General features: G+C 71.2%; 22 protein-coding genes. 14 read left to right on the top strand and 8 right to left on the bottom strand.

The genetic code is table 11. The features are described from left to right. Nucleotides 1-9 precede the first annotated feature (9 nt). Nucleotides 10-1,347 (bottom strand): adenosylmethionine--8-amino-7-oxononanoate transaminase, encoded by a 1,338-nt coding sequence (locus K4G22_RS28885; RefSeq protein WP_228083406.1) that lies wholly within the window; start codon nucleotides 1,345-1,347, stop codon nucleotides 10-12. Further along, complete coding sequence (gene bioB / locus K4G22_RS28890) at nucleotides 1,340-2,401, bottom strand: biotin synthase BioB (protein WP_228083407.1); 1,062 nt, start codon at nucleotides 2,399-2,401, stop codon at nucleotides 1,340-1,342. Before bioB ends, K4G22_RS28885 begins: the two co-directional genes overlap by 8 nt. Nucleotides 2,402-2,566: 165 nt before the next feature. Between bioB and K4G22_RS28895 the strand changes: the two genes are divergently transcribed. The 3 genes from K4G22_RS28895 to K4G22_RS28905 all read left to right on the top strand — a co-directional run bounded on the left by K4G22_RS28895 (nucleotide 2,567) and on the right by K4G22_RS28905 (nucleotide 5,816). After that, complete coding sequence (locus tag K4G22_RS28895; protein WP_228083408.1) at nucleotides 2,567-3,754, top strand: 8-amino-7-oxononanoate synthase; 1,188 nt, start codon at nucleotides 2,567-2,569, stop codon at nucleotides 3,752-3,754. 121 nt (nucleotides 3,755-3,875) lie between these two features. Then, nucleotides 3,876-4,856, top strand: coding sequence for a hydroxyacid dehydrogenase (locus K4G22_RS28900; RefSeq protein ID WP_228084259.1), 981 nt, complete (start codon nucleotides 3,876-3,878; stop codon nucleotides 4,854-4,856). Between the two features lie 141 nt (nucleotides 4,857-4,997). Next, nucleotides 4,998-5,816: an SAM-dependent methyltransferase gene (locus K4G22_RS28905; protein ID WP_228083409.1), complete on the top strand. Its 819-nt coding sequence runs from the start codon at nucleotides 4,998-5,000 to the stop codon at nucleotides 5,814-5,816. A gap of 12 nt (nucleotides 5,817-5,828) precedes the next feature. Here the strand turns inward: K4G22_RS28905 and ligD are convergent, their stop codons facing one another. From ligD to K4G22_RS28920, 3 genes are read right to left on the bottom strand one after another with little or no spacing between them, the layout of a single operon-like run. Further along, nucleotides 5,829-6,839 (bottom strand): non-homologous end-joining DNA ligase, encoded by a 1,011-nt coding sequence (gene ligD / locus K4G22_RS28910; protein ID WP_228083410.1) that lies wholly within the window; start codon nucleotides 6,837-6,839, stop codon nucleotides 5,829-5,831. Nucleotides 6,840-6,892: 53 nt separating this feature from the next. Next, complete coding sequence (locus K4G22_RS28915; protein WP_228083411.1) at nucleotides 6,893-7,270, bottom strand: DUF6256 family protein; 378 nt, start codon at nucleotides 7,268-7,270, stop codon at nucleotides 6,893-6,895. A gap of 9 nt (nucleotides 7,271-7,279) precedes the next feature. Further along, a complete protein-coding gene (locus K4G22_RS28920) occupies nucleotides 7,280-7,519 on the bottom strand; it encodes a DUF6186 family protein (RefSeq protein WP_228083412.1) in 240 nt (79 codons plus the stop codon). 183 nt (nucleotides 7,520-7,702) lie between these two features. Between K4G22_RS28920 and K4G22_RS28925 the strand changes: the two genes are divergently transcribed. The 4 genes from K4G22_RS28925 (at nucleotide 7,703) to K4G22_RS28940 (ending at nucleotide 10,874) form a co-directional block, all read left to right on the top strand. Beyond that, nucleotides 7,703-8,068 (top strand): PH domain-containing protein, encoded by a 366-nt coding sequence (locus K4G22_RS28925; protein ID WP_228083413.1) that lies wholly within the window; start codon nucleotides 7,703-7,705, stop codon nucleotides 8,066-8,068. 80 nt (nucleotides 8,069-8,148) lie between these two features. After that, nucleotides 8,149-9,219, top strand: coding sequence for an ATP-dependent DNA ligase (locus tag K4G22_RS28930; protein WP_228083414.1), 1,071 nt, complete (start codon nucleotides 8,149-8,151; stop codon nucleotides 9,217-9,219). Nucleotides 9,220-9,519: 300 nt separating this feature from the next. Beyond that, nucleotides 9,520-10,296, top strand: a complete 777-nt coding sequence (locus tag K4G22_RS28935) for an SAM-dependent methyltransferase (protein WP_228084260.1) — start codon at nucleotides 9,520-9,522, stop codon at nucleotides 10,294-10,296. Between the two features lie 56 nt (nucleotides 10,297-10,352). Beyond that, nucleotides 10,353-10,874 carry an NUDIX domain-containing protein gene (locus K4G22_RS28940; protein ID WP_228083415.1) on the top strand — a complete coding sequence of 174 codons (522 nt, stop codon included), beginning with the start codon at nucleotides 10,353-10,355 and terminating at the stop codon, nucleotides 10,872-10,874. A 10-nt stretch (nucleotides 10,875-10,884) separates the two neighbouring features. Here K4G22_RS28940 and K4G22_RS28945 read toward each other — a convergent pair whose 3' ends face one another. The 3 genes from K4G22_RS28945 to K4G22_RS28955 form a co-directional block, all read right to left on the bottom strand. Next, the gene (locus K4G22_RS28945) at nucleotides 10,885-11,997 is read right to left on the bottom strand and encodes a type III polyketide synthase (protein ID WP_425336821.1); all 1,113 of its coding nucleotides are present in this window, start codon (nucleotides 11,995-11,997) and stop codon (nucleotides 10,885-10,887) included. 73 nt (nucleotides 11,998-12,070) lie between these two features. After that, nucleotides 12,071-13,276 carry a cytochrome P450 gene (locus tag K4G22_RS28950; protein ID WP_228083417.1) on the bottom strand — a complete coding sequence of 402 codons (1,206 nt, stop codon included), beginning with the start codon at nucleotides 13,274-13,276 and terminating at the stop codon, nucleotides 12,071-12,073. Between the two features lie 191 nt (nucleotides 13,277-13,467). Next, nucleotides 13,468-14,742 carry an ROK family transcriptional regulator gene (locus K4G22_RS28955; protein WP_228083418.1) on the bottom strand — a complete coding sequence of 425 codons (1,275 nt, stop codon included), beginning with the start codon at nucleotides 14,740-14,742 and terminating at the stop codon, nucleotides 13,468-13,470. 315 nt (nucleotides 14,743-15,057) lie between these two features. Between K4G22_RS28955 and K4G22_RS28960 the strand changes: the two genes are divergently transcribed. From K4G22_RS28960 to K4G22_RS28995, 7 genes are all read left to right on the top strand, one after another. After that, complete coding sequence (locus K4G22_RS28960) at nucleotides 15,058-16,746, top strand: ABC transporter substrate-binding protein (RefSeq protein WP_228083419.1); 1,689 nt, start codon at nucleotides 15,058-15,060, stop codon at nucleotides 16,744-16,746. Nucleotides 16,747-16,755: 9 nt separating this feature from the next. Beyond that, nucleotides 16,756-17,745, top strand: coding sequence for an ABC transporter permease (locus K4G22_RS28965; RefSeq protein WP_228083420.1), 990 nt, complete (start codon nucleotides 16,756-16,758; stop codon nucleotides 17,743-17,745). 15 nt (nucleotides 17,746-17,760) lie between these two features. After that, nucleotides 17,761-19,677 carry a dipeptide/oligopeptide/nickel ABC transporter permease/ATP-binding protein gene (locus K4G22_RS31875; RefSeq protein ID WP_322785145.1) on the top strand — a complete coding sequence of 639 codons (1,917 nt, stop codon included), beginning with the start codon at nucleotides 17,761-17,763 and terminating at the stop codon, nucleotides 19,675-19,677. Then, complete coding sequence (locus K4G22_RS28980) at nucleotides 19,674-20,600, top strand: ABC transporter ATP-binding protein (RefSeq protein WP_228083421.1); 927 nt, start codon at nucleotides 19,674-19,676, stop codon at nucleotides 20,598-20,600. Before K4G22_RS31875 ends, K4G22_RS28980 begins: the two co-directional genes overlap by 4 nt. Nucleotides 20,601-20,871: 271 nt before the next feature. Further along, on the top strand, nucleotides 20,872-23,343 hold the full coding sequence (locus K4G22_RS28985) for a glycoside hydrolase family 2 protein (RefSeq protein ID WP_228083422.1): 2,472 nt from the start codon (nucleotides 20,872-20,874) through the stop codon (nucleotides 23,341-23,343). After that, nucleotides 23,344-24,186 carry a LacI family DNA-binding transcriptional regulator gene (locus K4G22_RS28990; RefSeq protein WP_228083423.1) on the top strand — a complete coding sequence of 281 codons (843 nt, stop codon included), beginning with the start codon at nucleotides 23,344-23,346 and terminating at the stop codon, nucleotides 24,184-24,186. A gap of 38 nt (nucleotides 24,187-24,224) precedes the next feature. Beyond that, a complete protein-coding gene (locus K4G22_RS28995; RefSeq protein WP_228083424.1) occupies nucleotides 24,225-24,815 on the top strand; it encodes a DinB family protein in 591 nt (196 codons plus the stop codon). Nucleotide 24,816: the final 1 nt, after the last annotated feature.

The raw sequence follows: 24,816 nt of genomic DNA on the forward strand, positions 1-24,816 counted from the left end.
GCGCACCCCTCAGCCCGCCTCGGCCGCCGCCAGGGCCCCGGCGCATATCCGGGCCAGGTCGACGTCGTCGGTGACATAGGGCGGCATCGTGTAGATCAGATCGCGGAACGGGCGCAGCCAGACGCCACGGCGCACCGCGGCCTCGGTGGCGGCCGGCAGGTCGACGGGGTGGTCCAGCTGGATCACGCCGATCGCCCCCAGCACCCGCACCTCCCTGACGCCCGGCAGGGCGCGCGCCGGCGCGAGGCCCGCGCGCAGGCCGCGCTCGATCCTGGCCACCTCGGCGGCCCAGTCGCCCGCCAGCAGCAGCTCGACCGAGGCCAGCGCGACGGCCGTGGCGAGCGGGTTGCCCATGAACGTGGGGCCGTGCGCCAGCACCGGCACCTCGCCACGGGATATCCCCTCGGCCACGCGCGGCGTGCACAGTGTCGCCGCCAACGTCAGGTAACCCCCCGTCAACGCCTTGCCGAGGCACAGCACATCGGGCACTATGCCCGCGTGTTCGGTGGCGAACAGCCGCCCGGTGCGGCCGAAGCCGGTCGCGATCTCGTCCGCGACCAGCAGCACCCCGTGCTCGTCGCACGCCTCGCGCAGCACCCGCAGATACGCGGGGGAGTGGAAGGCCATCCCGCCGGCGCCCTGCACCACCGGCTCCACCACCACGGCCGCCAACTCGTCGGCGTGCGCGGCGACCAACGCCCGCAGCCGGGCCGCGTACCCCGGGTCGAGCGGGGCGTCGAAGCCGGTCGGCGGGGCCTCGGCGAACACCTGCTCGGGCAGCGTTCCCGCCCAGAGCTGATGCATCCCGCCCTCGGGATCGCAGACCGACATGGCGTGCCAGGTGTCCCCGTGGTAGCCGCCGCGCCAGGTGAGCAGCCGCCGCTTGGCGGGACGTCCGACCGAACGCCAGTACTGGAGGCACATCTTGAGCGCGACCTCGACGGCGACCGAGCCCGAGTCGGCCAGGAACACATGTCGCAGGTCCCCAGGGGCCAGCTCGGCCAGCCGGGCCGCCAGCGCCACCGCGGGACGGTGGGTGAGACCGCCGAACATCACATGGCTCATCCGGCCCAGCTGGTCCTTCGCCGCCGCGTCCAGCACCGGGTGGCGGTAGCCGTGCACCGCCGACCACCAGGAGGCCATCCCGTCGATCAACTCGCGCTGCCCGAAGGCCGGTTCGGCCAGGCGGAGCCGCACTCCCGCCGCCGAGTCCACCAGCAGGGGCGCGGTCCTTCCCGGCATCGGGTCGTAGGGGTGCCAGACGTGCTCCCGATCCAGCGCGAGCACCTCGGCCGGCGAACGCCCCACCGCGTGGTCGGCCAGCTGGTCGGGCGACCGGTCAGGCATTGGGCGGCAGCTCCGTGCCGGCGCCCCTGCGGCGCACCGCGACCAGACCCTCCCGGTGCTCGGGCAGCGTGTCCGCCTCGGCGCCCTCCACCTCGAAGCCGGCGTCCGCGATCATCTCCAGGTCGGCCTGGCCCGCCTGTCCCTCACTGGTCAGATAGTCGCCCAGGAAGATGGAGTTGACCACATGCAGGGCCAGGGGCTGCAACGAGCGCAGTTGCACCTCCCGGCCGGCGGAGAGCCGCACCTCCACATCGGGGCAGACGAACCGCACCATGGCCAGGATGCGCAGGACCCGGCGCGGGGTGAGCTGCCAGGTACCGGCCAACGGGGTGCCGTCGAACGGGATCAGGAAGTTCACCGGGACCGAGTCCGGATCGAGGTCGCGCAGCGCGAACACCACGTCGACCAGATCCTCGTCCGTCTCGCCCATGCCCGCGATCAGCCCGGAGCAGGCGGAAAGGCCCGCTGACTGTGCCTCCTTGACGGTTGCCACCCGATCGCTGAACTCATGGGTGGTGCAGATGTCCCCGTAGGTGGCTTCCGAGGTGTTGAGGTTGTGGTTGTAGGCATCCGCGCCCGCCTGGCGCAGCCGTTCGGCCTGCCCGTCGGAGAGCAGCCCGAGGCAGGCGCAGACCTCCACCTCGGGATGCTGTTCCCTGACCGCCTCGATGGTGCGGGAGACCCGTTCCACATCCCGGTCGGTCGGACCACGCCCGCTGGCCACCAGACAGACGCGCTTGGCGCCGCCCGCCACCCCGGCGCCGGCCGCCTCGGCGGCCTCGGCGGGCTTCAGCCAGGTGTACTTGAGGACATCGGCCTTCGACCCCAGGCGCTGCGAGCAGTAGAAGCAGTCCTCAGGGCAGCGGCCCGACTTGAGGTTCACCAGATAGTTGAGCTTCACTCGCCGCCCGAACCAGTGGCGGCGCACCCGACCGGCCGCCGCCACCACGTCCAACAGCTCGTCGTCGGACGTCGCCAGCACGGCCAACGCCTCGTCACGGCTGGGCCGCTCGCGGCGCAGCCCCTTCTCCACCAGCCCGTCCAACAGGTCCATACCGCCGATCCTGACGCACCCGGGGCCGGCGGGGCCACGGAGGAATCCCACAAGACCGTTGACCGTCCTGTGTCCATCACCACATGTTCCCCGGCGGCGAAGGCCACTAGTTTTATTGGCAGTCGACAACAGACGACCACCAGCCAAGTCGAGGGACGGCGCGCCGTGTCAGGTCAGCTACCGGACCACGTCTTCGACCGGCTGGACGAGGCCGCCGCACGGCGTGCGGCGGCCGGGCTGACCCGCGCGCTGCGCCCCCGGGCGGTCGACGCAGCCGTCCTGGACCTGGCCGGCAACGACTACCTCGGCCTGGCCCGGCATCCCGAGGTGGTCGCCGGCGCCGCCCACGCCGCCAGGCGCTGGGGCGCCGGCGCCACCGGCTCCCGGCTGGTCACCGGCTCCACCGAACTGCACGCCCGCCTTGAGGCCGAACTCGCGGCGTTCTGCGGCGCGGAGGCGGCGCTGGTGCTCGCCTCCGGCTACGCCGCCAACCTCGCCGCACTCACCGCGCTCGCGCCCCGCGAGGCGCTGATCGTCTCGGACGCCGGCAACCACGCCTCGCTGATCGACGGTTGCCGGCTCGCCCGCGCCACCACCACGGTGGTGCCGCACGCCGACCCGGCCGCCGTGGACGCCGCCCTCGCGACCCACCAGGGCCCCGCCCTGGCCGTCACCGACGCGGTGTTCTCGGTGGACGGGGACGCCGCCGACCTGCCGGCGCTGGCCCGCGTCTGCCGCGCGCACGGCGCGGCCCTGGTGGTGGACGACGCCCACGGGCTGGGCGTCGTCGGGCCCGGCGGGCGCGGCACGGTGGCCGCCGCCGGTCTCGCCGGCGCGCCCGACGTGGTGGTCACGCTCACGCTGTCCAAGGCCCTGGGCAGCCAGGGCGGCGCGGTGCTCGGTCCGGCCCGGGTGATCCGTCATCTGGTCAACAACGCGCGGACGTTGATCTTCGACACCGGCCTGGCGCCCCCGGCCGCCGGCGCGGCGCTCGCCGCCCTGCGGCTGTTGCGCCGGGAGCCCGAGTCGGCCGCGCGTGCCCGCGAGATCGCGGGGGCCCTGCACGACGGACTCGCCGCCGGCGGCCTGCCGGTGGCCCGCCCCGCGGCGGCCGTGCTCGCGGTGCGCGCCCCCGCCCCGGAGGCGGCGGTGCGGTGGGCCCAGGACTGCCGGGACGCCGGCGTGGCCGTCGGCTGCTTCCGGCCCCCCTCGGTGCCCGACGGCATCTCCCGGCTGCGGCTCACCGCCCGCGCCGACCTCTCGTCCGCCGAGGTCGAACGGGCCGTGGACACCGTGCTCGCCCATGCCCCGAGGGGCTGGCCGGCGGGGTGGGACGGGCCCGCGCCGAGCTGACCTGCGGCCACGTCGCATACCATGCACGGGTTTGGAGCAACCGCTTACCGCCGCCCCACCCCGACCCGTCCCACCTCCGGAGGAGTCTGTGCAGCGCCCACGCCCCAAGGCCGCTCTCGCCATGATCGCCGACCTGCCGGACCGGCTTTTCTCCCCGCCCCAGTGGTCCCGCCTGCGGGAGCTGGCCGACCTGGGCGACGAGCGGGTGCTCACCGACTTCACCTCGCCGGCCTCGCTCGACCGGCTCGCCGAGGTCGAGGTGCTGATCACCGGCTGGGGATCGCCAGCCGTCGACGAGGCGGCGCTCGCCGCCGCCCCCCGGCTGCGCGCCGTCCTGCACGCCGCCGGCTCCGTCAAGGGGCATCTGTCGCCGGCCTGTTGGGAACGCGGCGTCCAGATCTCCACGGCGGCCCAGGCCAACGCCCAGCCGGTCGCCGAGTACACGCTGGCCATGATCCTGCTCACCCTCAAGGGCGTGCCGGCCAGCACGGCCCACCTGCGGGAGCGGCGCGACCGCGTCGACGTGCTGCGCACCTTCCCGCGCATCGGCAACCATCAGCGGCGCGTCGGGCTGGTCGGCGCCTCCCGGATCGGCCGCCTGGTCGCCGAGGCGCTGCGGCCGTTCTCCCTCGACGTGGCCATCGCCGACCCCTACCTCGGCGAGGCGGAGGCAGCCGAGCTGGGCGCCACCCTGCTGCCCCTGGAGGAGCTGCTGCGGGAGAGCGACCTGGTGAGCCTGCACGCGCCCGCCATCGCCGAGACCCGCCACATGCTCGACGCCGACCGGCTCGCCCTGCTGCGGGACGGCGCGATCCTGATCAACACCGCGCGCGGCGCGCTGGTCGACCACGAGGCGCTGACGCCCGAGCTGGTCAGCGGCCGGATCGACGCCATCCTCGATGTGACCGAGCCCGAGCCGCTGCCCGCCGACTCGCCGCTCTGGGATCTCGACAACGTCTGGCTCACCCCCCATATCGCCGGCGCCCAGGGCACCGAGCTGCACCGGCTCGCCGATGTGGTCCTCGACGAGCTGGCCCGCTTCGACGCCGGCGAGCCACTGGGCCATCCGGTGCACGCCGGTGAGCTCGGCCGGATCGCCTGACCCGCCGGGGCGACGGACTCCGCCGGCCCGGCTCGCCGACCCGCGCGCCCGAAACGGGACATGGCGTGGTGAGCCCGGCTGGCCCGCCGCTGTGGTTACGTTGGCCCCTGGCAGGCCCGACGCACCGCAGGAGAAACGCCCGTGACAGACGACGCGTCAACCCCCCGGCCCGTGCCGGTGTCCAAGATCGACACCTCCGTGCCGCACTCGGCCCGGATCTGGAACTACTGGCTCGGTGGCAGCGACAACTACGAGGTGGACCGGATCGCGGGGGACCAGTACCGGGAGGCGTTCCCCGGCATCGTGGACGTCGCTCGCGCCTCCCGGCAGTTCCTGGTCCGCTCCATCCGCTACATGGCCCGCGACGTGGGCGTCTGGCAGTTCCTCGACGTGGGCACCGGACTGCCCACCGTGGACAACACCCACCAGGTCGCCCAACGCGTCAACCCCGAGGCCCGGATCGTCTACGTCGACAACGACCCCCTGGTGCTGATGCACGCCAACGCGCTGCTCACCTCGTCGGCCGAGGGGCACACCGAGTACGTCGAGGCCGATCTGCGCGATCCCGAGCGGATCATCGCCGCCGCCGGCCAGGACCTCGACCTCGACCAGCCCGTCGGCCTGATCCTCAGCGGCATCCTCGGCCATGTCGAGACCCATGAGGAGGCCAGGTCGCTGGTGCGCCGGCTGATGGACGGGCTCGCCCCCGGCAGCCACGCCTCGATCAACGAGGGCACCGACATCGACCCCACCTACTGCGAGGCCCAGGCCGCCTACAACGCCTCGGGCGCCGTCCCCTACCGGTTGCGCACCATGGACGAGATCACCGGCTACTTCGACGGCCTCGAACTCGTCGACCCGGGGGTGGTGTCGGTGCCGCGCTGGCGCCCCGACTTCGCCTCGGCGGGACAGGGGCTGAGCGAGGTCGGCCAGGCCGGCGGGGTGGCCCGCAAACCGTGAGGCCCTGGCGGTTCAGCCGTCCCGGCGCGCCCGGCTCGGCTGCACCCGCTTCGGCTCGCCGGCCGCCTTGGGATGGTCGGGCGGATAGGGCAGATCGCCCAGGCCGTGCTCCCGTTCGTCCCGCTCGGCCAACTCCAGCACCGCCTCCAGCCGGCACGGGTGTTCGGCCATCTCCGCGTGTGGGTCGCCCACCTCGGCGTAGCGGGCGGGCATCGTCACCAGGTCGAAGTCCTCGGGCCTGGCGTCGGGCACCTCGTCCCAGGTGAGCGGCGCTGAGACGGGGGCGTTCTCCCGCGCGCGCACCGAGTAGGCGCTGGCGATGGTGCGGTCCCTGGCCATCTGGTTGTAGTCGACGAAGATCCGCTCGCCGCGCTCCTCCTTCCACCACGCGGTGGTGACCCGCTCGGGGGCCCGCCGCTCCAGCTCCCGGCCCACCGCGATCGCCGCCCGCCGCACCTGGGGGAACGTCCACTCGGGCACGATCGGGACAAAGACGTGGATGCCCCGGCCGCCCGACGTCTTCGGCCAGCCGCGCAGCCCCAACTCGTCCAGCAGCTCGCGCAGTTCCAGCGCCGCCCGGACGGCGTCCGCGTAGTCGGTGCCGGGCTGCGGGTCCAGGTCGATCCGCAGCTCGTCCGGACGCTCGGTGTCGGCCCGCCGCACCGGCCAGGGGTGGAACGTCAGACAGCCGAGGTTCACCGCCCACAGCACCGCCGCCGGCTCCGTCGGGCAGAACTCGTCCGCGTGCCGGCCGCTGGGGAACGAGATCCGCCCGGTCGGAATCCAGTCCGGACGGTTCTTCGGCGCCCGCTTCTGGAAGAACGACTCGCCGCCCACCCCGTCGGGGAAGCGCTGTAGGGTGGTGGGCCGCTCCCGCATGGCCCGCAGCGCGCCGTCGGCCACCGACTGGAAGTAGCGCGCCACATCCAGCTTGGTGTAGCCGCGCTCGGGGAAGTACACCTTGTCCGGATTCGACAGGCGCACCGTGCGTTCGCCGATCGTCAGTTCCAGCGCCTCGCCCATGGGACCACGGTAGGGCCGTGCCGGCGGGGCCGCAGTCCGGGCGGGCAGCACCGTCAGCGGTCCCGGTCACGCTGCGCGGCGGGTTCGCGGCGGGCGTGGCGCCGATGCCGCCGCTCGACGAGCCAGGACGCCAGGGCGAACAGCGGCAGCACGACGGCCAGCAGGGCGGCGGCGCCGGTGAGCCCGTCCAGCAGGAAGGGGCCGCCGAGGCGGGCGAGCCCCACGTAGTAGCCGGCCAGCACCACCACCAGCAGCGCCCAGCCGCCGAGCACCGTGCCGGCGACCCGCCGCAGCAGCGCCGGCCACCCCCGCCGCCCCGCCTCCGGGCGCGCCCCGGCGCGGCGCAGCCGCAGGCCGACGGCCAGCGCCGCCATCAGCAGCAGATAGCCGACCGTGGTCATGCTGAGGACCAGCGCCGTCGGGGGCCGCACCCCGCCCCCTCACTCCACCGGGCCGCGCAGCAGGAAGTGCCAGCCGCGCACAAAGGTGTGCCACCCGAACCACAGCCACACGGCGAACAGCACCCAGCGGCCCACCTGATAGCGCATCACGGCGCCCATGGCGTCGCTCAGCGTGGGCAACCCCGCCTCGGGCCGGGCCAGGGTCAGGGCCTCGTAGCCGAAGAGCGCCCCGAAGAGGACCGCCCAGACGAGATAGCCGAGCACCGGATGATCTGCCACCACAACCTCCCACCCGCACCCTCGCACCCTTCCGCCGCCGGCGACGCGCCCGCCACGGACGAGGCCGCGACGGATGACCGGTGTGGGCCCATGCCCGACGGCGCTGTCGGTGGGGCGGGGTACAGTGCGAAACGTGGCCAGTCGTCGTGCCACATCACGCCACGTCACCCAGGGGGGCCGTCCATGGCGCTGTTCGGCAACGCGCACAGCATCGACCCGGCGAAGGCTCAACAGGAGTACGCCCGGCTGTTCGGCAGAGGCGAACAGCTGCGCGCGGCCTTCCTGTTGATCCGCGACACGCTGCTGTTCACGGACCGCCGGCTGATCCTGGTGGACAAGCAGGGCATCACGGGCAAGAAGGTCGAGTACCACTCCATCCCGTACAAGAGCATCTCGCACTTCTCGGTGGAGACGGCCGGCCACTTCGATCTGGACGCCGAGCTGAAGATCTACATCTCCAGCAGCTCCACCCCGATGAAGACCACCTTCACCAAGGGCGTCGACATCTACGAGGTGCAGGCCATACTCACCGAGTTCGTCACCGGCTAGGTCTCCCCGCACGGGGCGCGGTTCCCGGATGGCCGTACAGCACCGGCCGTCCGGCGCCGGGCAGGGGGACAATCCGCAGCATGGAGCTGCCCGTGATGCCCCCCGTCAAGCCCATGCTCGCCAAGCCCGCCGCCAAGATCCCGCCCGGGCTGCACTACGAGGCCAAATGGGACGGCTTCCGCGCCGTCGTCTTCCGCGACGGCGACGAGATCGAGCTGTACAGCCGCTCCACCAAGCCCCTCACCCGCTACTTCCCCGAGCTGGCCGAGGGCCTGCGGGCCCGGCTCCCCGAGCGCTGTGTCCTGGACGGCGAGATCGTCATCGCCCGGGACGGCCGGCTGGACTTCGACGCGCTGCTGGAGCGGATCCACCCCGCCGACTCCCGGGTGCGGATGCTCGCCGAGCGCCACCCGGCCGGCTTTGTCGCCTTCGACCTGTTGGCCCTGGGCGAGCGGTCCCTGCTGGCCGAACCGCTCTCGGAGCGCAGGGAGGCGCTGCGCGCCGCGCTGGCCGACGCGGGATCGCCGCTCTTCCTCGCCCCCGCCACCACCGAGCTGGCCGTCGCCCAGGACTGGTACCAGCGGTACGAGGGCGCCGGGCTCGACGGGGTGGTGGCCAAACACCTCGACCAGCCCTACCGGCCGGGCGAGCGCACCATGGTCAAGGTCAAACACGAGCGCACCGCCGACTGCGTGGTGGCCGGGCTGCGGCACCACAAGAGCGGGCCCGTCGTCGGCTCCCTGCTGTTGGGCCTCTACGACGCGCATGGCGTGCTCCAACACGTGGGCGTGAGCGCCTCGTTCACCGCCAGCCGGCGGGCCGAGCTGATGGCCGAGCTGGAGCCGCTGCTGATGGACTCGGTGGCCGGCCACCCCTGGGAGCGATGGGCCCGCGACGAGGCGCACGCGACGGACCGGCTGCCGGGCGGGCCCAGCCGCTGGAACGCGGGCAAGGACCTCTCCTGGCTGCCGCTGCGCCCCGAGCGCGTCCTTGAGGTGGCCTACGACCACATGCAGGGCGACCGCTTCCGGCACACCACCCGCTTCCGCCGCTGGCGCCCGGACCGCGAACCCCGCGAGTGCACCTACGCCCAGCTGGAGGAACCGGTGAACTACGACCTGGCCGAGGTGCTCACCACCCCGCGCGGCTGACCCTGCGTCAGTTGCCGCCCGCACCCTGTGACATGGGTGGCTCCTGTGCACAGTGTGACGGGAGACCAGTCCTGAGCACTTTGTCGACGCATCGATAGAGCACCTCTATGATGCGTTCCTGTTATGTGTCTCCGCTTCCCGCAGCCCACACCACCCGTCACACCGTTCTTCGTCGCGCACTCCTGGCTCGGACAGGCCCGCTGAACGACCCGGAGAACACCGTTTCCCCGCTCTGCCCTCCCCTCGCACCGCAGCCCATGGCACCACCAGGAGAACCGCGCCGTGACCGAAGACGCACCCATGATCGACACGACGGTGCCGCACTCGGCTCGCATCTGGAACTACTGGCTCGGCGGACGCGACAACTACCAGGTGGACCGCACGGCGGGGGAGCACTACCGGGAGATCTTCCCCGACGTCGTCCATGTGGCCCGCGCCTCCAGGGAGTTCCTCGGGCGCAGCATCCGCTGTCTGGTCGGCGACGCGGGCATCACCCAGTTCGTCGACATCGGCACCGGGCTGCCCACCGAGGAGAACACGCACCAGATCGCCCAGCGGATCGCGCCCCGGGCCCGGATCGTCTATGTGGACAACGATCCGCTGGTCATCGCCCATGCCCGGGCGCTGCTGACCAGCGGCCCCCAGGGGGCGACCCACTATCTGCACGCCGATCTGCGCGAGCCCGACCGGGTGTTGGCCGCGGTGGCCGGCTGCCTCGACCTCAGCCGCCCGGTCGGCCTGATCCTCTGCGGAGTGCTGGGCCATGTCGACGACTACCGCGAGGCGCGCGCCATCGTGCGCACGCTGATGGACGGCCTTCCGCCCGGCAGCCACCTCTCGGCCAACGACGGCGCGCACGGCAGCTCCCCCGCCTTCGCCGAGGCTCAGGACCACTACAACCGCAGCGGCGCCGTTCCCTACCACCTCCGCAGCCGCGAGGAGGTCGCCGGCTTCTTCGACGGCCTGGACATCGTCGCGCCCGGCATCGTGTCCTGCCCCCGCTGGCGCCCCGAGCCGTTCGACGAGGAGCCAGCGGACGGCCTCGACCTGGTCGGCGGCGTGGGCCGTAAACCCTGAGGTGGAAGGGGAGGCGTAGCCTCTCCCGGGAGAGCGGAAGGCGGAGAAACTCCCTCATGACCTACACACACGGGCGGACCGTGACGCACTGCCCCTACTGCGGCGTCGGCTACGCGGCGGTGGCGGGCTGGCCCAGAGACTGCCCCGGCTGTGGCGAGACCCTCTGGGCCAACCCGCTGCCCGTGGCCGTCGCGCTGTTGCCGGTCGTGCTGGACGGCGGTGGCCACGGGCTGGTGGTGGTGCGCCGGGACATCGAGCCCTGTCGAGGTGAACTGGCCCTGCCCGGCGGCTATATGGAGATCGGCGAGGACTGGCGGGAGTCCGCGGCCCGGGAGCTGTGGGAGGAGACCGGCCTGACCGAGCGCGCCGATGGCATCGTGCTCCACGAGGTGTTGAGCACGGACAGCAACCTCAACGTCTTCGCGCTGCTGCCGCCGCGCGAGGCGGCCACCCTGCCGCCGTCGAGGCCGACCCCCGAGGCCACCGAATGGCTGGTGCTCACCGAGCCCGCCACGCTGGCCTTCGCCACCCACACCGAGGTCGCCGCCCGCTATCTCGCCGCCCATGGCGCGCGGTAGCGGCGCCGCCTCACCCGACGCCGGCCTGTGACTCCGCCCTCCTGCCCTGGTGTCCCACGGTGGGCGGGCGGTCCCCCGTCACCCAACTGCCCAGCGCCATCTCGGCGGTGATACCAGGGCCGAAGCCCGCGATCTGACCCCGCGCGTCCTCGGCGGCGCCGCCGTCGGCGAAGAGCCGCTCCAGGGCGTCGAAGACCACGCAGCTGGCGATGTTGCCCCGCTCCGTGAGCGTGGCCCGGCTGAACCGGAACATCTCCGGGTCCACATCGAGGAAGTGGCAGAGGTCGTCCAGGATGCGGGGCCCACCGGCGTGCACGATGTGGAAGTCGAGCCCCGAGACGTCCCAGTCGTGCTCGGTGGCCAGCGTGCGCAGCGCGGGGGCCAGCATCTTCATGGTGGTCGGGACGCGTTTGTCCAGCTGGAAGTGGAACCCGGTGGCGCGGACCGCGTAGGAGATCCAGTCCTCCGTGTCCGGCACCAGATGGGATCCGTTGCGTTCGAGCCGCACCCCGCTGCCGCCCTCTCCGCGCACCACGGCGGCGGCCACCGCGTCGCCGAAGAGCCCGTTGGAGAGCAGCTGCCCCACGCCCAGATCGGTCGGCTGGTAGCAGAGCGAGCAGAACTCACAGGCCACGATCAGGACGTTGGACCCCGGGTACGCCTGGCAGAAGTCGTGCGCCCGGTTGATCGCGGCGCCGCCGGCGGCGCAGCCCAGCTGGGCGATGGGCAACTGCCGTGTCTCCGGGCGGAAGCCCAGCGTGTTGATCAGCCAGGCGGTCAGCGACGGCATCATGAAGCCCGTGCACGAGACATAGACGATCAGGTCGATGTCGCGTACCCCGAGCCCCGAGTGGTCCAGCGCCCGGTACACCACCTGGGGCACCCGGCGCTTGGCCTCCGCCTCGTAGACGACGTTCCTCGCCTCGAAACCCGGATGACGGAGCGTTTCCTCGATCGGTTGCACGATATGTCGCGTGCGGACGCCGGTGTTCTCGATCAGCCTCAGGGCCAGGGGGAGTTGCGGATGGCCGGCGTGCATGGTGCGCGCCAGCTCAAGCGTCTCCTCCAGGGTGAGAACGTTCTCCGGTACCGCGATGGCGGGCCTGCACAGAATGGCCATGATCCCCTCCCCTTGCCGCGCTCGGACGACGCGGCGTCCGGTGCGGCCTCGATGGCAGTCTCAGCGGTGGTACCGGTCACCAAGCGACCGGTAGCTCATACGGATAGCGCCAGATGGACTCGTCGTTCCATCGGACCTCCTCGACCGGCACGGCCAGGCGCAGGCGCGGGAACCGGGCCAGCAGGGTGCCGATGGCGAGTTGGATCTCCATCACGGCCAGCGGCGAGCCGATGCAGTGGTGGGCCCCCCAGCCGAAGGTCATATGCGGCGTCGGCGGCCGGTCGAGATCCAACTCGTCCGGCCGGTCGAAGCGTTCCGGGTCCCGGTTGGCCGCCAGATACGACACGTGCACCGTGTCGTCGGCCCGGATGGTGACATCGCCGATCTGGACGTCCTCCAGCGCGATCCGGGGAATGCCGACCCCCTTGCGGAACGGGATGAAGCGCAGCAGCTCCTCCAGCGCGTTGGGCAGCTTCTCCGGGTGAGCGCGCAGCTTGGCCAGCTGCTCCTCCTGGGTGAGCAGGGTGTAGGTGATGTTGCTGAGCTGGTAGGTGCTGGTGTCGTGGCCGGTCATCATGAGGACCATCGCCATCACCGCCAACTCGTCGGGCCCCAGGCGCTCGTCGCCGTCCCTGGCGGTGGCCAGCGAGCTGATGAGGTCCTCGCCTGGCTCGGCCCGGCGCCGTTGGGTGAGGTCCTGGAAGTAGCCGCGCAGCTCGGCCTTGGCCTGGATGGCGGTCTCCCGGGTGGTCGGGCCGATGGCCATCATCGCCATCGCCCTGCGGCGCAGCTCGGGCCGGTCCTCCTCCGGGATGTCGAGGACCTCGCAGATGCTGGTGAGCGGGAGCCGGGTGGAGAGGTGCTCGACCAGATCGGCCGGCGGGCCGTGGTCCGCCATCTCGTCGAGCAGCCCGTCCACGATGCGCTGGGTGGCCGGCTTCATCCGCTCCACCTTGGGCGCGGTGAACGCCTGGGCGACCAGCCGGCGCAGTCGGCTGCTGGCCGGGGGATCGAGCAGGTTGATCGATTCGGACTGGACGATGGGCTCGGGGGTCATGCGCGGGAAGTTCCGGCCGGCCACGGCGGCGCGGCTGAACCGGCGGTCGGTGGTGACCAGCCGGACGTCCTCGTAGCGGGTGACCAGCCAGGCCGTGCCCTCGCCGTAGGGCATGGTGATGCGGGCGATGGGCGCCTCGGTCATCAGTCGCCTGAGCGACGGATCGAACGCGAGCCCCTCGGCGAAGTCGAAGGGGCAGTGGAAAACGGTTTCGGAGGGAGCCACGTGGGCGCTCCAGTTCATCGGGGATCGCCTGGACGAACGGTTGTGTCCCCGGACCGCGCTGCCGTCATGTGTCAACGGAGGGAAATTAACCCGTTAGTGGAGAGATACCGCGATATTTCTTCACTTTGGGTAGTGCGCCCCCCGAAGGTCGCGGGGAGCGCACGCCGTGCGCTCCCCGCGCTCCTGGCAGGTCAGCGGCTCACCGGCTGGCCGTGCGGCTCCGCGTCGCCCAGGTTATCCGGCAGCCGCGAGCCCTCGCGCAGGGGCACCAGCTCGGACTGGAGCACCAGCGCCGCGGCGCCGATGGCCGGGGCGGTGGCGGCGGATCGGGAGAGGCGCACGGTGATGGAGTGGGTGGCGCGGGAGAAGGAGGAGCGGTCCAACTCCTCCTGCACCACGGGCAGGTAGATGGACCCGGCGATGGCAAGGCTGGGCCCGGTCAGCACCAGCTGTTCGAGGTCCATCACGTTGGCCAGGGTGCGCGCGGCCACGGCCAGATGCCGGGCCGAGCCCTCCAGCAGATCCTTGGCGCGGCCGTCCCCGCGCAGTGCTGCGCGGGTGATCGCGGCGAAGTCGGCGAGCCAGCGCGGCCGTTCGGTGGCCTCCGTGAGCCCGGCCGAGCGGCTGAGCCGGGCGTCGGCCCTGGCGGCGGCCACCACGGACCCGGGCCCTGCGAGGATCTCCGTGCAGCCGCGCGCCCCGCACCAGCAGACCGGGCCGTTGATATCAAGACAGATATGGCCGATCTCGCCGGCGTTGCCGCTGGCGCCGCGGTAGGTGATGCCGTTGACCACCAGGCCGGAACCGATTCCGGTGCCCATGTAGACGGCGGCGAAGGTGGACGTCCCGCCGACGTCGCCCGACCAGTGTTCGCCGAGTGCCGCCGCGGTGGCGTCGTTGTCCAGGACGACCGGAAGCCGGGTGGCGTCCTCCAGCACGCTGGTCAGTGGGTAGTCTTCCCAGTGACGCATCGTCGGCGGGCTGAGCCGCATCCCACTGCTCTGGTTCATGGGGCCGGGAGCGACCAGTCCGAGGCCCAGTATCCTGCTGCGGTCGATGTCGGCGCCGTCGATCAACGCGTCGACCTCCGTGGCCATGCGGTCCATGATCACGGGTGGGTCTTCGGTGCCCAATCCCGCCCGGGACATCCGGGCGACCACCGAGCCGCCGAGGTTGGTCAGCACATAGGTGATGCCGGCATGGTCGAGATGCACGCCGACGGCGAACCGGGAGGACTGGTTGAGCTGGAGCAGTACCCGGCGCTTGCCCCCGGTCGACTCCGCCCGCCCGGACTCCAGGACGAGGCCGTCGTCGATCAGCCGCCGCACCACGGTCGAGATGGTGGCACCGGTGAACCCCGTGGCCTTGACGAGCCCGACCCTGCTGATGGTGCCGGCGGCCCGGATCACGTCGAGGACGGCCGCCCTGCTGCTGGCATGGGGGGTCGCTCCGGCTGGTCCGCTCACTGAATCCTCCGCATCGCGCACGGGAGTTCGCAACTTCGATCTGCGTTGCGAGTGTAACGCTCCGCGACTCTTAGTTTATTTGGCTGATGAAGCATTTGACCAGTCTGATGACCGAGATGAAGGGGAGGCCCCCTCGGTGCGATGGCGTGGGGTGCCCGCACGTGCGCACGCCGTGTCCGATGAGGCGCGCACGTGTTGTTGTCTGTTCGTGTCACTGGAGGGTTGACTTTGTTAATTCGGCGGCTTAACAATCACATACCCCTGGGTGACTCCGCCCATGCCCCAATGAGGGGGCAGGCAAAGAGAGGAACAAGAATGTCCTTGCACGCAAGGTGGCGGCGCGGGCGTACCGCGGCGATCGGGACGGTCACGATCGGTCTGCTGGCGGCCGGTTGCGGCGGATCGAGTGGCGGGTCGTCAACTGACCCCGACACGTTGATCGTCTATACGGGTCTGGCCGATGACTGGCAGCGCAACTACAACCCGTACTCGCCGGAGGAGATCGAGGGGAACGGCAGCATCTTCGAGCCGCTCTTCTTCTTCAACAACGCCCGACAGGACGACCCGGCCGGCCTGTTGGGCACCGAGTACGAGTGGAACGAGGACGGCACCGAGCTCAGCATCACCTTGCGTGAGGGTGTCGAGTGGTCGGACGGTGAGGCGTTCGACGCCGAGGACGTCGCCTTCACCTTCGACATGATTCGAGAGACCCCGGCCTTCAACAGCTTCGGCTTCGACGGCACCACCGAGGTGGTCGACGCCTCGCACGTGGTGGTCAGCTTCGACGTGCCCGCCTACATGGACGCCCCGCAGCTCCTGGGCAAGTCCCCGATCGTCCCCGAGCACATCTGGTCCGGCATCGAGTCGCCGGAGACCGACATCATCGCCGACCCGGTCGGCACCGGTCCCTTCCTGCTCAGCGACTTCAAGCCGCAGGCGTTCACCATCAGCTCGAACCCGAACTACTGGGACGGCGAGCCGGAGCTGAAGAACATCCGTTATGTCGCTCTCTCCGGTAACCAGGCCGGCGCCGACGCGCTGGCCGCGGGCGAGATCGACTGGCAGACGGGTCCCGTCCCCGACATCGCCAACTTCGAGGCGAACCACGACGGTTACAAGTCGATCACCATCCCGATGAACCAGATGGTGCTGGCGACCTGCGCCAACCCCGACCTGGGCTGTGAGGGGCCGCAGACCGACCCGGCCGTCCGGCAGGCGATCTTCCACGCCATCGACCGGGAGACCCTCAACTCGCTGGCCTTCCAGGACACCGCCAGCGAGATATCGCCCGGATTCGCGCTGCCCGACCGGGACGCCGCCTATGTCTCCGCCGACCTGGAGAACCGCACCGCGGCCATGACCCCGGACTTCGCCCAGGCCGAGGAGATCCTGGAGGGCGCCGGCTATGTGCGCGGCGGCGACGGCATCTACGCCAAGGACGGCGTCAAGGTGGAGATGAGCGTCCGGGTGGTGGCCGGCTGGACCGACTACATCACGGCCGTCAACACCATGTCGGAGCAGCTGACCGAGGCCGGCATCAAGCTGAACGTCAGCCAGTCCTCCTGGAACGAGGTCACCGACGCGCGCAACTCCGGCAACTTCGAGTTGGCGATCGACTCGCTCTACCCGGGCGCCTCGCCCGACCCGTACTACGTCTACTACCAGTTCTTCCACAGCCAGAGCACCAAGCCGGTCGGCGAGAGCGCGAACCCCAACTGGGCCCGCTACGCCAACCCCGAGGTGGACGCGGCGATCGAGGAGCTGGCGCAGCTCAACCCCGACGACGGCCAGGACGCGCGGCAGCCGTACTACGACACCATCCAGGCCAACATCGAGCAGGACATGCCCTACATCCCGCTGATGGTCGGTGGCACCACCAGCCAGTTCAACTCCGGGAAGTTCTCCGGCTGGCCGACGGACGTCAACCTGTACGCCTTCCCCGCGGTGTGGAGCCGGCCCGACCAGGCCCGGGTCTTCGCGAACCTGAAGCCCGCGGGTGAGTGACGCTGCCCTATGAGGTACTACGCCCGGAAGCTCGGGTTCTATCTCGTCGCCCTGTGGGCGGCGTTGACCCTGAACTTCTTTATTCCGCGAATGATGCCGGGCAACCCGGTCGACGCGCTGCTGGGCAAGCTCCAGCAGCGTGGCGGCCAGGTCGGGCCCGAGGTGCGCGAGTCTTATGAGGTGTTGCTCGGCGGCAACTCCGGCGAGCCCCTGTGGAACCAGTACTTCTCCTATCTGGGGAACCTGGCCAGGGGCGAGTTGGGGATCGCCACCAGTGCCTTCCCCGCGCAGGTCACCGATGTCATCGGGCAGTCCCTGCTCTGGACGATCGGTTTGGTGGGTATCGCGACACTGCTGTCGTTCGTGCTGGGCGTGGTGCTCGGCACGGTGGTGGGCTGGAAGCGGGGCTCACGCCTCGACTCGCTGGTCCCGGCCACCACCGTGCTCTCCGCGGTGCCCTACTTCTGGCTGGCCCTGATCTTCGTGCTGATCTTCGCCACCAACCTGGGCTGGTTCCCCCGGCACCACGGCTACGACGTGGCGCTCAGCACCGGTTGGAACTTCGAGTTCATCAGCTCGGTCATCGAACACGGCACGCTGCCGGCGCTGACCATCGTGGTCTCGTCGATCGGCGGCTGGCTGCTGGGCATGCGGAACATGATGGTGTCGACCATCTCCGAGGACTACATCCTCACCGCGCAGGCCAAGGGGCTGCGCAACAGCCGGATCATGACCAGGTACGCGGCGCGTAACGCGGTCCTGCCCTCGGTGGCCGGGTTCGCGATCTCGCTGGGCTTCGTGGTCTCCGGCTCGATCATCACCGAGCAGGTCTTCTCCTATCCGGGTATCGGCTCGCAGCTGCTCCAGGCGGTGCAGAACAGCGACTACGCCCTGATGCAGGGGATCTTCCTGGTGATCACGGTGGCCGTGCTGGCCGCCAACCTGGTCGTGGACCTGCTGTACGGCGTCATCGACCCCCGTACCCGAGTCGAGAACTGATCAGGAGCCGGCATCGTGACCCAACTCAGCCCGCTCCCCGGCGGCGCCGAAGAGAGCGCGCCGCTCACCGGGAGCACCCCCGACCCGATCGCCTCGGCGCCACGCCGTGCCAAGAGCGGTCTCCGAGCCCTGCTGCCGAGCTGGTCCACCCGGCTCGGAGTCGGACTCTTCCTGGTGTTCGGCATCGCCCTGTTCGGCATCGCCGGACCGCCGTTCTTCCCGAACCCCAACGCCATCAACCCCATCGGCCAGCAGCCGCCCAGCGGCGAGTACTGGCTGGGAACCACTCAGACCGGCCAGGATGTGCTGGCCCAACTGGCGCACTCCACCCGGGGATCGCTACAGATCGGCCTCCTGGTGGGCGTGCTGGCCACGCTGCTGTCCGCCCTCTTCGGCATCGTCGGCGGCTATGTCGGCGGCCTGGTGGACGAGGGGTTCTCCCTCTTCAGCAACGTGATGCTGGTGATCCCCGGGCTGCCCCTGGTGATCGTGATCGCCGGCTTCGTGCCGGCGGAGGACCGAGGCTGGTGGACCGTCGCGCTGGTGCTCGCGGTCACCGGATGGGCCGCCGCCGCCCGGGTGTTGCGCGCCCAGACGCTGTCGCTGCGCAACCGTGACTACGTGGCCGCGGCCCGGGTCGCCGGCGAGCGGCGCTGGCGGATCGTCTCCGTCGAGATCCTGCCGAACCTGCTGCCGCTGCTGGCCTCGCAGTTCGTCTTCGCGGTGATCGCGGCGATCCTGGCCGAGGCCGGCCTCTCCTTCCTCGGCCTCGGCGCCTCCAACAGCCACACGCTGGGCACCATGCTCTACTACGCCCAGAACGGCTTCGCGTTGCAGTACGAGGCGTGGTGGTGGTTCGTGCCGCCGGGTCTGCTGATCGCGCTGTTCGGCTGTGGTCTCGCGCTGATCAACTTCAGCATCGACGAGATCATCAACCCGAAGCTGCGGATCGCCCGCAGGGTCAAGGCGGTCGGCGACGTCGCGGAAGCGGTCGCCCGCCGGGACGCCGAACCCGAGCCGGCGCCCGTGGAGCCGCACGGCGACCCGGTGTTGACCGTGCGCGGCCTCAACGTGGTCTACCAGTCCGACCCTCCGGTGCACGCGGTCAAGGACGTCTCGCTGACCCTGACCAGGGGCGAGATCCTGGGCCTGGCCGGCGAGTCGGGCTGTGGGAAGACCACCCTGGCCTATGCCGTCAACCGGCTGCACCGGCCGCCGGCCGAGGTCACGGAGGGCTCCGTCACCTTCCACGACAGGTCGGGGCAGGACATCGATCTCCTCGCCCTACAGAACGAGGAGCTGCGGGTCTTCCGTTGGTCCAAGCTCTCCATGGTGTTCCAGGGCGCGATGAACTCGCTCAACCCCGTGATCTCCATCCACGAGCAGCTGGACGACGTGCTCACCACGCACCGTCCTGACATGTCCAAGGAGGCCAGGCGGGCCAGGTGCGCCGAGGTGCTCACCCTGGTCGGCGTCGATCCCCAGCGGCTCGACTCCTTCCCGCACGAACTCTCCGGCGGGATGCGGCAGCGCGTCATGATCGCGATGGCGATGCTGCTCGACCCGCAGGTGATGATCATGGACGAACCCACCACCGCGCTGGACGTGGTGGTACAGCGCGGCATCCTGCGGGAGATCATCAGGCTCCGTGACGAGCTGGGCTTCGCGGTCATCTTCATCACCCACGACCTGCCGTTGCTCCTCGAACTCACCGACCGCATCGCGGTGATGCGTGCCGGCGAGATCGTCGAGTACGGGCCGGCCGAGGAGATCTACGAGCGGCCACAGCACGCCTACACCCGTCAACTGCTCGAATCCTTCCCGAGCCTGACGGGCGAGCGGGGCTCCTTCATCCGCAGCGGCGCGTCCGCCCACCAGGAGGCCCCGGCGGCGGCGAGCGGCGACGACGCGAACGAAAGGGCGCAGCCATGACCGCACTTGAGGTCCGCGACCTGGTCAAGGACTACCCGATCCGCTCAGGGCTGCGGCGGTCCACGCTGCGCGCGGTGAACCATGTCTCCTTCACCCTCACCCCGGGGCGCACCGTGGCCCTGGTGGGGGAGTCGGGCTCCGGCAAGTCGACGGTGGCCAAGACCATCGCCCGGTTGGAGCGGCCCACCGGCGGGCAGATCATCGCCACCCAGAACGACGGCACCCCCGTCCGGGACCGGGACTACCGCGACCATGTGCAGATGGTCTTCCAGGACCCGTTCGCCTCGCTGAACCCCTTCCACAGCATCGAGCACCATCTGGCCCGCCCGCTGCGGCTGCACGGCAAGGCCAAGGGGCAGGAGGAGACCAGGCGGCAGGTCGAGCAGCTGCTGGAACGTGTGAACCTGACGCCGGCGGCCGACATGGCGCCCCGCCGGCCGCACGAGCTGTCCGGTGGTCAACGTCAACGCGTCGCCATCGCGCGGGCGTTGGCCCCGGGGGCGCAGGTGGTGATCGCGGACGAGCCGGTGTCCATGCTGGACGTCTCGATCCGGCTCGGCGTGCTCAACCTGCTGGCCAGGCTCCAGCGGGAGGACAACCTGGCGGTGCTCTACATCACCCACGACCTGGCCACCGCCCGGCACTTCTCCGACGAGATCCTGGTGATGTACCGGGGGCGGGTGGTGGAGCGTGGGCCGTCGGACGAGGTCATCCTCAGTCCTCGGCACTCCTACACCAAGCTGTTGGCCAAGGCGGCGCCCAACCCCGACGAGCGCGGGCGTTCGCTGGCCGATTCGCCGGGTGCCATCACCAGTCAGGACCTCGGGCGTGGCTACGACCATGTCAGCGGCTCCTGGTACGAGTTCGACCGGCCGGTCTCCGTCCCGTCGCAGGGCGCCGGGCCGAGGGCCGAGCAGCCCTGACCCGCCCGGGCCGTCCCCGTCGCCGGCGCGGCGACGGGGACGGCCCCGGCCGGGGCCCGCCACCTCCCGTGGCGGAGCCCGGAGTACCGCTCATTCCATGTATGTGACCTGGGTCACTCTTCCGGGTGGCGTCCTGGTGGGCGGCGCGCCCGTTACCTGCGACAAAACCCCAGGTGGGGCTCGCGAGAGGGAAGTTGTCTGTTGACTTACTTAATTCGGCGGAATAACAATCATCAGGTCGTAAGCCGGTAATCTCTGGGGAGTAATCACGATGATCCGCCATGCCCTGCACGACGGTTGGCATCTCAAGGCGATCGCCGGTCCGGTGCCGGACCATATCGCCGGTCGCACGGTGCCGGCCCAGGTGCCGGGCAGCGCGCACGTCGACCTGCTGACCGCGGGACTGATCGAGAACCCCTACCTCGACCGCGTCGAGGAGGAGCTGGTCTGGGCGCACCGGACCGACTGGCGCTACGCCACCACCGTGCGCGCCGAGGCGCCGGCCGCCGACGAGCGGGTCGACCTGGTCTTCGACGGCCTTGACACGGTGGCCACCATCGCCTGGGCCGGACACGAACTGGGCTCCACGGCCAACATGTTCCGCGGCTACCGCTTCGACGTGCGGGAACTGCTCGACGGCGGCCCCGCCGAACTCGTCGTCACCTTCCGCTCCGCCCTCGCCTACGCCGAGGAGGCCGAGCAGCGCCTCGGCCCGCGCCCGCACGTCTACCCGCACCCGTTCAACGCCGTCCGCAAGATGGCCTGTAGCTTCGGCTGGGACTGGGGCCCCGACCTCCAGACCGCCGGCATCTGGAAGCCGGTGCGCCTGGAGCGCTGGCGCACCGCCAGGCTGGCCCAGGTCCGCCCGCTGGTCACCGTCGACGAGCAGGGCCTCGGCCGGGTCGAGGTGCACGCCGACATCGAGCGCTCCGGCCTCGGCGCCCCGGCGGAGCTGACCCTGACCGCCACCGTCGCCGGCCGCACCGTCGACATCGCGGTGCCCGCCGACGCGACCACGGCGACGGCGACCGTCGAGGTGCCCGACGTCGCGCTCTGGTGGCCGGTCGGCTACGGCGAGCAGCCGCTGTACGACCTCGCCGTCACGCTGACCGCCGGGGACGAGGCGCTGGACTCCTACGAGCGCCGCGTCGGCTTCCGCACCATCACGCTGGACACCACCCCCGACGAGCAGGGCACCCCGTTCACCTTCGTGGTCAACGGCAAGCGGATCTTCGCCAAGGGCGCCAACTGGATCCCGGACGACCACTTCCTCACCCGGATCACCCGCGAGCGCCTGGAGCGCCGGGTGGACCAGGCCGTGGACGCGCACATGAACATGCTGCGCATCTGGGGCGGCGGCATCTACGAGACCGAGGACTTCTACGACGTCTGCGACGAGCGCGGCGTCCTGGTCTGGCAGGACTTCCCGCTGGCCTGCTCCACCTACGCCGAGGAGCCGGAACTCTGGGACGAGTTCGAGGCCGAGGCCAGGGAGAACGTCGCCCGGCTCACCCCGCACGCCTCGCTGGCCGTGTGGAACGGCGGCAACGAGAACCTCTGGGGCTACATGGACTGGGGGTGGCAGGAGGAGCTCAAGGGCCGCACGTGGGGCCTGGGCTACTACAACGACCTCTTCCCCCGGGTGCTCGCCGAACTCGACCCCACCCGCGCCTACTCCGCCGGCAGTCCGACGAGCCCCGGCCACGCGCCGACCGAGCTGCACCCCAACGACCAGGACCACGGCACCCGCCACGAGTGGGAGGTGTGGAACCGCCTGGACTACACCACCTACCGCGACCACACCCCCAGGTTCTGCTCCGAGTTCGGCTTCCAGGGGCCGCCCACCTGGGCCACCCTCACCGACTGGATCACCGACCAGCCGCTCACCGCCACCTCGCCCGGGTTCCTGCTCCACCAGAAGGCCGAGGACGGCAACGGCAAGCTGGAGCGGGGCGTGGCCCCGCACCTGCCGGCTACCGAGAGCTTCGAGGACTGGCACTGGGCCACCTCCCTCAACCAGGCCCGTGCGGTGGCCTTCGGCATCGAGCACTTCCGCTCCCACTGGCCGCGCACCGCCGGCTCGCTGGTCTGGCAGCTCAACGACTGCTGGCCCGTCACCTCCTGGGCGGCCGTGGACGGCGACGAGCGCGTCAAGCCGCTCTGGTACGGCCTCAGGAACGCCTACGCGCCGAGGCTGCTCACCGTCCAACCGCGCGGCGAGCGCACCGTGTTGGTCGCCGTGAACGACACCGACGAGCAGTGGGGCGGCGAACTCGCCCTGACGCGCGTCTCGTTCGACGGGGAGGTGCGGGAGGCCGCTACCATTCCCCTCGGCGTGGCCGCCCGCTCGACCGCCGAGATCGACCTGGCCGACGCCTTGCTGAAGCCCGCTGACGCACGACGGGAGGTTCTGGTGGCGAGCGCCGAGGAGATCCGGTCCTTCCACCTGTTCGAGGAGGACCGCGACCTGGCCTACGACCCCACGGCGCTCAGCGCCGCCGTGACCACCGCGCCCGGTGGCTACCGGGTCGAGGTACGGGCGGGGTCCTTCGCCAGGGACGTCACCCTGCTCGCCGACCGGGTCGCCCCCGACGCCGTGGTGGACGACGCGCTGGTCACGCTGCTCGCCGGCGAGTCGCACACCTTCACGGTGCGCACCAACGCCGATATCGATCCCGCCGAGTTGACGGGGCCGCTGGTGCTGCGCAGCGTCAACTCCCTGCACACGGCGGTGCAGGGCTGAGTGGGCCGGTCAGAGGCCGTCGGCCTGGTCCTGGCCAGGCCGGCGAGACTGCTCGGGGTCGAGCCGTTCTTCATGGAGTTCATCGCCGGCATCGAGGAGACGCTGGCGGAGCGTCGCCTCTCGGTGCTGCTCCATGTCGTCGCCACCCATGACGAGGAGATCGCCACCCACCAGCGGTGGGCGGCGCGCGATCTCGTCGAGGCGGTCGTCGTGGTCAACCTGACCGTCGGCGACCGGCGCCCCGACGTGCTCGCCGGGCTCGGGCTGCCCGCCATCATGGCGGGCGCCTGGGACGGCGGCCCCGACACCCCCGCCGTGGTCACCGACAGCACCGGGGCGGTGCGGGAGGCCCTCGCGCGGCTGCTGGAGCTCGGCCACCGGCGGATCGCCCGGGTCACCGGGCCGAGCGCCCTGGTCCACACCAGGGCGCGCACGGCGGCGCTGACCGACGGCTGCCGGGCGGCGGGCATCGAGCCGGTGCTCCTGGAGGGCGACTACTCGGCCGAGGCCGGCGCCGAACTGACCGAGCAGCTGCTGCGGCGCCAGGAGCGGCCGACGGCCATCATCTACGACAACGACGTGATGGCCGTCGCCGGCCTCGGCGCCGCCAAGGCGGCCGGGATCGAAGTCCCCACGCGGCTTTCGCTGTTGGCCTGGGACGACTCCACGATGTGCCGGCTGGCCTCGCCCGCGCTCTCCACCATGAGTGTGGACGTGCACCAGTTCGGCGTCGCGGTGGCCGAGTCGGTGCTGGAGCTGATCGACGGCCGTCCGGTGACGCCCAGATGGTCCCCCGCGGCCCGCTTCGTCCCCCGCGGCACCACGGCGCCGGTCACGGGCTGAGCCCGGCGTTGTCAGTGGTGCCTGCGAGACTGCCAGGCATGAACGAGAGCAAGGCCAAGGCCGATCTTCAGCGCTATCTCCAGGGCGCCCGTGATGCCCTGGTGTGGAAGCTCGAAGGTCTCGGCGAGTACGACGCCAGGCGGCCCCACACGGCCACCGGCACCAACCTGCTGGGGCTTCTCAAGCACGCCGCCGGCGTCGAACTCGACTACTTCGGACAGGTCTTCGGGCGCCCCTGCCCGGACGCGCCGCCCTGGGTGGGGACGGAGGGCGAGCCCAACCACGACATGTGGGCCGGAGCCGACGAGTCGCGCGCGGACATCCTGGCCCTCGCCCGCACGGCCTGGGCACACGCGGACGCCACCATCGCCGCCCTGCCGCTGGACGCGGTGGGCCGGGTGCCCTGGTGGGCCGAGGAGCGGGCCGAGGTCACGCTCCACCAGATCCTGGTCCATGTGATAGCCGACCTCCAACGGCACGCCGGGCACGCGGACATCCTCCGCGAGGAGACCGACGGCGCGGCCGGCCTCATCGCCGGCAACGAGAACCTGCCCTCGGGCGACGCGGCCTGGTGGGCCGCCTACCGGGAGCGGTTGGAGCGCACCGCCAGGGAGGCCGAGGGCCGCTGAG

The sequence above is a fragment of the Streptomyces profundus genome, assembly GCF_020740535.1.
GTDB lineage: Bacteria > Actinomycetota > Actinomycetes > Streptomycetales > Streptomycetaceae > Streptomyces > Streptomyces profundus.